At 61.3% G+C, this 6501-nt stretch carries 7 protein-coding genes; 6 read left to right on the top strand and 1 reads right to left on the bottom strand.

Annotation, left to right across the window (positions count from 1 at the left end):
• Positions 1–120 precede the first annotated feature (120 nt).
• On the top strand, positions 121–279 hold the full coding sequence (locus tag C1D09_RS33285) for a hypothetical protein (RefSeq protein ID WP_167514733.1): 159 nt from the start codon (positions 121–123) through the stop codon (positions 277–279).
• A gap of 63 nt (positions 280–342) precedes the next feature.
• On the opposite strand, the gene C1D09_RS24500 is transcribed toward C1D09_RS33285, so the two are convergent.
• On the bottom strand, positions 343–1125 hold the full coding sequence (locus tag C1D09_RS24500) for a HEPN domain-containing protein (RefSeq protein ID WP_143976679.1): 783 nt from the start codon (positions 1123–1125) through the stop codon (positions 343–345).
• Positions 1126–1628: 503 nt separating this feature from the next.
• On the opposite strand from C1D09_RS24500, the gene C1D09_RS24490 reads away from it, so the two are divergent.
• The 5 genes from C1D09_RS24490 to C1D09_RS24470 all read left to right on the top strand — a co-directional run.
• Positions 1629–1952, top strand: a complete 324-nt coding sequence (locus C1D09_RS24490; protein ID WP_143976677.1) for a hypothetical protein — start codon at positions 1629–1631, stop codon at positions 1950–1952.
• A 584-nt stretch (positions 1953–2536) separates the two neighbouring features.
• Positions 2537–3760 carry a septal ring lytic transglycosylase RlpA family protein gene (locus C1D09_RS24485; RefSeq protein WP_143976676.1) on the top strand — a complete coding sequence of 408 codons (1224 nt, stop codon included), beginning with the start codon at positions 2537–2539 and terminating at the stop codon, positions 3758–3760.
• 83 nt (positions 3761–3843) lie between these two features.
• Complete coding sequence (locus tag C1D09_RS24480; protein ID WP_143976675.1) at positions 3844–5010, top strand: D-alanyl-D-alanine carboxypeptidase family protein; 1167 nt, start codon at positions 3844–3846, stop codon at positions 5008–5010.
• 76 nt (positions 5011–5086) lie between these two features.
• Positions 5087–5761, top strand: a complete 675-nt coding sequence (gene tmk / locus C1D09_RS24475) for a dTMP kinase (protein ID WP_167514732.1) — start codon at positions 5087–5089, stop codon at positions 5759–5761.
• Positions 5758–6501 (top strand): DNA polymerase III subunit delta' (locus tag C1D09_RS24470; RefSeq protein ID WP_143976673.1); only part of this gene is annotated, 744 nt, incomplete at its 3' end. The genes tmk and C1D09_RS24470, both read left to right, overlap by 4 nt.

The raw sequence follows: 6501 nt of genomic DNA, 5'->3' as shown, positions 1-6501 counted from the left end.
ACCTTCGGAGAAGGCGGCCGACGCCCGGCGAGCTCACCACCGGCAGAATTTGCCGGTAGGGGCGTGGCCTGTTTTGAGGGGGGATTCACAGGCGAATCTCTTCCGTCTATGATGGCAGCCATGGAAAACGCTCTCGACGAGCTTACCCGGCTCCTGAAGGCGCCGCAGACCTGCCTGCGGGATCGCTGGGGCGCCTTCGCGCTTCAGCTGCTGGCCAACGTCGCCACCGGCCTCGCGGTCGGCATCGGCTTCGCCGTTGGCCGCGCCATCGCTGGCTGAAAATCGTATTCCGTCAGATCGCCCCGCGCCGCCATCAGCTCACAGGGACTGCGAAATCGTCTCTCATTTCGTTGCCGGCGCGCGAGCTTTCTCACGCGCCTGCTCCCGATATGCAGCAGCCACATGATTAGGAAGATAGACGAAGGGCACTAAATGGTCGACCAGTTCGGGGTGCAGCCAAAGCGGGGAGTTTGTCGCATGAAAACTGTTGTCGACATTAGCAAGGCGATCCCGCCGCCGGATGCCGTAAAACAGGTTTTGCCAGATCAGAGCAGTCCGGGCTCGGTTAGACCTGTCATCTACTATCTTTTCCAGTCTGCCGCCCTGAAGCTTGAAATCTTGCGGGGGAAGGTCGTCGCTCTTAGAAATCGCCGACAGCTTGTCACTCACCAAGCCAAGGAACCGATCATGGTGTTGTGGATCACGCACTTGGAGATTTTGGCAAAATCGGCGAATTTCCCACACAGTCTTGTCCAGCATTTGCAATTCGAGGCCCTTGGCAAAGTAGGATGATTCTAGGTAACGCCATGGCCCAAACCTGTTCAGATACTGCAGAAACGCATCTGGCCCGTTTGAGGTCTTGACATCAAACGGCAGCTTTTTTGCTGCCAACAGGCCCTTGTTGATGTCATGCTTCACATGCGCCGCCGGGATTCGGTTGAGCAGCAGGATGCACTTCAGGTATTTCTCGATCGCCTGTTGGGCTTGCCAGAGGAATTGCGCATAGAGCTTTGCTCGGTGACTCAACCGCGCGCTGACATAATCGCAGTCGGCGACATCGCGAAACGTCCTGAAGGCGAAATCGTCAATCTGCTTAGCCAACAAGATTTCACCGCCATTTGACAAAGCGCACCTCCTATTCGATCACCTTGTGAACGCGCTCCGCTTTCTAAGCCGCACGCCCGGTCCTTCGCCGTTCTCGTCAACGAAGATTACGCCGGCCGCCTCGAGGGCGAGTTGAATAGCTCGCCTCGAATCGTCGGAAATCTGCCGGCGGCTTTTTTCGAAATCGACCACGGTCGAAAGCCCAAGCTTAGACGCTTCAGCAAGCCGCGGTTGCGTCCACTCGATCAAAGCTCGCGCGGCCCTGGATTGACTCGGTGTAATCATTCATTTCAACATTTTCTGTTGACGGCATGCTTGGTAGAGCGTATCAACATAATCTGTTGATTGCAACACTACTGGAGGAATCTCAGATGCCGAACAGGTCTGTTCGGGCGGCCGCCGAAGGCTTGTCCAATTATCCCCGAAATCCACACCGCTTCAGCTTCGCACGTAAACTGCTGATGGACTGGAGTTCGCCAGCGGGAAGCGAGCCCGCTTTGAGTAGACCAGTACTGGAGAATTTCATGAATCAGCACGTCAATCGCCGCACTTTGATGACAACGGGCGTGGCTACGGCCGGCGCCGCCTTCTCTGTTGTTGTATCCAAAGACAAAGCCATGGCCAAATCGCCGGAAAGTATCCCCGGTGGGGAGGCGTTTTTCAGTATCGACGAGCGCCTGGATAGTCTCCCGCCCGACGTAGCTCAACGATTGCGCGTCGCAGTTCACGCCCTGTTGGATGGTGTCGAAGCCATGATCGAAAGAGGGGAGAGCTACGAAGCGATCGCCGCCTACTGCGAGGACTGGGGTAGCAGTGTTTCACGGGGAGCGGACGCTGTAACAGCTTGAAAATGTGGCTAAATTAGCCACCAAAGCCGAATGGTGCGGAAATTCGGCCCTTGGCCACTGGTGGGGAATTTCCCCACCTTGGGAGGGTCTGCAAATTTGCTGACCCTGCGGCGAACGTGCCAAGAACATCCTGCTACCATTTTGCTACCGAACTCGGTAGCACCAGCCGTCACAGGGCGGCACAGAAGCCCTTTGCCACGGCAAAAAGCCAAGACAAACCAGCACGATAAATGATTGGATGGCATTAGGCGGGATGCCGATAAACGAATTTCAAGACCGGTGCCTTAAACCGCTCGGCCATCCCTCCAGTGACTGTCCGTCACATTCGACTGCTCTAGTGTGCCCGGCAAAGACCTGTCAACCGGCATGTGCGGCCGCGCGTGTTCCTTCACCAAGCCCACGCAGCAGCGTAACGCCACAATCTTGCCCGGTTCCGGCCACAATCGATTAATATCGTGATAAACAATTCCTGCGCACAAAGGATCGGGGTTCAGGGTGCCGTTGGTATTGTCGAGCGAGTGCTTTGGCTCCTCTGCTGTTCAAACGACGGCGTCTTGATTGAGACTGTAGGGGATTTCAGGATAATGCAGGCTACGACGCGCCCGCGTCTTCGTCGCGCTTCCACGCTTACGCTGTTGGCTGCGTCGGCCGCTCTGCTGGCGGCATGCGCGTCGCAGCCTGAGCCGAAGGCGATGGTCAATCCCAAGCATCGCTCCAAGGAATACTTCGCCGAAACCGAATATGGCGTGAAGGCGAGCCCGCGCGCTGGCTTCATGCGGCGTGGCGGTGGTCGCGACCAACTCGGCAAGCCCTATCAGGTGCGCGGCAAGTGGTACTATCCCAAGGAAGATCGGCACTACGCCAAGGTCGGCCTGGCCTCGTGGTATGGTGACGCGTTCCATGGCCGGCTGACCGCCAATGGCGAAGTCTACGACATGACGCATCTGACGGCCGCGCATCCGACCATGCCCCTGCCGAGTTACGCCCGCGTCACCAACCTCGAAACTGGCAGTTCGGTCATCGTTCGCGTCAACGACCGCGGGCCGTACCATGAGGGCCGCATCATCGACGTCTCGGAGCGCGCGGCGCAGATGCTCGACTACGACAAGGTCGGCACGGCGAAGGTCAAGGTCGAATATGTCGGCCGCGCACCGCTCGATGGCAATGACGACCAGTATCTGATGGCCTCCTACCATCCAGGCAACACGATTCCGGATCCGTCGGACGGCCTGCCGACCGGCGTCATGGTGGCCATGAACGGACCGTCGCCCAGCGTGCCTGTGGGCGCGGCCGCCGTCCCGTTCCCCGGTCAGTTGACGAATTCCGGCGAAGCCACGCAACCATCTTTGTCAGCACAGGCGCCAGCTTTCGGCGATGTGGCATTGCCCGACTTCGGACCGATCGTGCCGGAACGCCCGGAAATCGGCCTGCCGCCGCAGTCGCCGTTCGCGGTGGCCTCGCTGTCCTATGCAGATGAGCGCGTGCAGCGCGTCGACGTCTTTGCCGGGTTGGACGATAGCGGCATGTCGCCCGCCGACATCCTGCGGTCATGGAAGAAGTCCAATCCGCAAGCGGCGCCATCCAATGCCGACTACGTCGCCGCCGGCACGTTCGACGACGCAGCCGAAGCCAAGCGCGTGGCAGCGGCACTTCAGTCCTTCGGCCGAACGGAAATCCAGCGTTCCGATCTCGACGGCAACGACTGGTACGCGGTCAATCTCTATCCGAATGGCCATGGCGGCCTGGACGAACTGCTGCAGGCGGCATGGTCGCACGGCGCACCCGATGCGCTGGCTGTGCGCAACTGATCTATTTTGCCCGGGCGGTTGATCCGGCGAAAAGAACCCTGATAGCTTGGCTATGCCAAAACCGGCAAACGGGTCGAGATTTCATGCAGTTGCGCGCCTTTCCGCCATTCGCCGGCTTTCTGGGACTGGCTTTGCTGCTGCTTTGCCTCGCACCGGCCCAAGCGCAGCTTTTCGAAACCAAGGCCACGCAGGCCTTCATGATCGATGCCGACACCGGCACGGTTCTGTTCTCGAAAGACGCCGACAAGCCGATCCCGCCGGCCTCGATGGCCAAGCTGATGACCATGGAGGTGGTTTTCAACGCCATCAAGTCCGGGCGCCTTAAGCTCGACGACACATTCGTGGTCAGTGAAAACGCCTGGCGCAAGGGCGGCGCGCCATCAGGCACTTCGACGATGTTTGCCAAGCTCAAATCGGCGATCCGGCTCGAGGACCTGATCCAGGGCGTGACCGTGCAGGCCGCCAATGACGGCTGCATCGTCATCGCCGAAGGCATGGCCGGATCCGAGGACAATTTTGCCGCGCAAATGACGGAACGGGCCCGCCAGATCGGGCTCAAAACATCGACCTTCGTCAATTCGACCGGCCTGCCGGCCGACGGCCAGCGCACGACGGTGCGCGAGCTGGCGCAGCTGGCGCTGCATTTGTGGCGCGATTATCCGGAATTCTATCGCTACTACGGGCTGAAGGATTTCACCTGGAACAAGATCTCGCAGAAGAACCGCAACCCGCTGCTGGCCATGGACATCGGCGCCGATGGCCTGGCTGTCGGTGCGAGCGAGGGGGCCGGCTTTGGCATCGTCGCTTCGGTCAGTCACAACGGCACGCGGGTGATCATGGCGATGAGCGGGCTGGCCAACGACAAGGAGCGTGCCGAGGAGGCGCGAAAGCTGCTCGACTGGGGCGCGCGCTCCTTCGAGAAGACCGAGATCTTCGCCAAGGACGAGGTGGTCGGCGAGGCCCAGGTTTTTGGCGGTGCCAAATCCGGCGTGACGCTGAAGGCAAAAGGGCCGATCGAGATCTTCCTGCCGATCACCAACCGCGACAAGCTGACAGCCAGGATCGTCTACACCGGCCCGGTCGCGGCGCCCGTGGAGGAAGGCCAGCCGGTGGGTGCGCTGCGCGTCTGGATCGGCGACACGCTGAGCCAGGAGACGCCGCTTTTCGCTGCCGAATCGGTCGGCGTCGGCACATTGCCGCAGCGCGCGCTCGACGCCGTCAAGGAACTGGCGATCGGCTGGCTGCGATAGCGCCGACGGCATGGACGTTTTCCCGAACGCGGACTATCTAGAGCGCAACAATCCACCTGGACAAAGGCCCTCTCGATTGGCGCGCGGATTTTTCATCACCTTCGAAGGCGGCGAGGGCGCAGGCAAGTCGACGCAGATCGAGCGGCTGGCGCGAAAGATGCGCGCCAAGAAGTATGATGTCCTGCTGACGCGCGAACCGGGCGGCTCGCCGGGTGCCGAAGCGGTCCGGCATGTGCTGCTTTCGGGTGCCGCCGAGCCATTCGGACCGAAGATGGAAGCGCTGCTCTTTGCCGCCGCGCGTTCCGACCATGTCGAGCAAGTCATTCGGCCGGCGGTCGAGCGCGGCTCCATCGTGCTTTGCGATCGTTTCCTGGATTCCTCGCGCGTCTACCAGGGCGTCACCGGTGGGATCGACCCGGCATTCATGGCCGCGCTGGAACAGGTCGCCATCAACGGCATGATGCCCGATATGACACTGATCTTGGATATCGATCCGGGCGAGGGCCTCAGGCGCGCGACGTTGCGGCGCGGCAGCGATGCCGACCCCGACCGCTTCGAAAAGGAAACGCTGGCCATTCATCAGGCTCGCCGCGAGGCCTTTCTGGCGATCGCCGCGGCCGAGCCGGAACGCTGCATCGTCGTCGATGCCTCCGCCGATCCCAATACGGTGGAGGACGTCGTCACCGCGGCCGTCTTCGCGGCGCTGGAGGCGAGGGCGCCCGCGCGCAACAGGCAGGCAGCACCGGTATGATCTTCGAACGCATCGCGCCGGAACAGCACGATACGCTGGACGGCGTACCCGAACCGTCCGAAACGCCTCGTCTGGTCGGGCACGGGCAGGCGGCGGAAATGCTGGCCGCCGCGTATCGATCGGGAAAGCTGCCGCATGCGCTGATCTTCGCCGGACCGGTCGGCATCGGCAAGGCGACGCTGGCCTTCCACCTGGCGCACCATCTCTTGAAGCACCCGGCCTTCGAGCAGGCGCCGGAACGCCTTGCCAGTCCCGATCCGGCCTCGCCGCTGTTTCGCCAGATCGCGACCGGAGCACATCCTGGCGTCCTGCACCTGACCCGGCCGATCAACGACAAGACCAAGAGCTTCAAGACGGTCGTCACCGTCGACGAGATCCGCAGGGTCAGTCGCTTCCTGTCGATGACCTCGCATGACGGCAGCTACCGGGTCGTCATCGTCGATCCGGCAGACGACATGAATGCCAATGCCGCCAATGCCTTGCTAAAGAATCTTGAGGAACCGCCAGCACGAACACTGTTCATTCTCATCGTCCATGCCCCTGGCAGCCTGCTGCCGACGATCCGCTCACGCTGCCAGGTGATACGCCTGATACCGCTCGACGCCGACGAGTTGATGGCGGTGCTGGAAACCGCCGAGCCGCCGCCGCCGGACGATCCGTCTGCGCGGGCGGCACTGGTCGAGCGGGCAGGGGGCAGCGCCCGCAACGCGATCCTTTTGACGCAATATGGCGGGCTGGAG

This window comes from Mesorhizobium intechi, from assembly GCF_002879535.1.
Classification (GTDB): domain Bacteria; phylum Pseudomonadota; class Alphaproteobacteria; order Rhizobiales; family Rhizobiaceae; genus Mesorhizobium; species Mesorhizobium intechi.
The sequence above is the reverse complement of the archived record's forward strand: the minus strand, read 5'-3'. Positions and strand labels throughout refer to the sequence as shown.

What these genes read in the sequence shown, in the direction of transcription:
- C1D09_RS24480 (WP_143976675.1), top strand. Translation starts at nt 3,844, where the DNA reads ATGCAGTTGCGCGCCTTTCCGCCATTCGCCGGCTTTCTGGGACTGGCT.
- C1D09_RS24490 (WP_143976677.1), top strand. Translation starts at nt 1,629, where the DNA reads ATGAATCAGCACGTCAATCGCCGCACTTTGATGACAACGGGCGTGGCT.
- C1D09_RS33285 (WP_167514733.1), top strand. Translation starts at nt 121, where the DNA reads ATGGAAAACGCTCTCGACGAGCTTACCCGGCTCCTGAAGGCGCCGCAG.
- C1D09_RS24485 (WP_143976676.1), top strand. Translation starts at nt 2,537, where the DNA reads ATGCAGGCTACGACGCGCCCGCGTCTTCGTCGCGCTTCCACGCTTACG.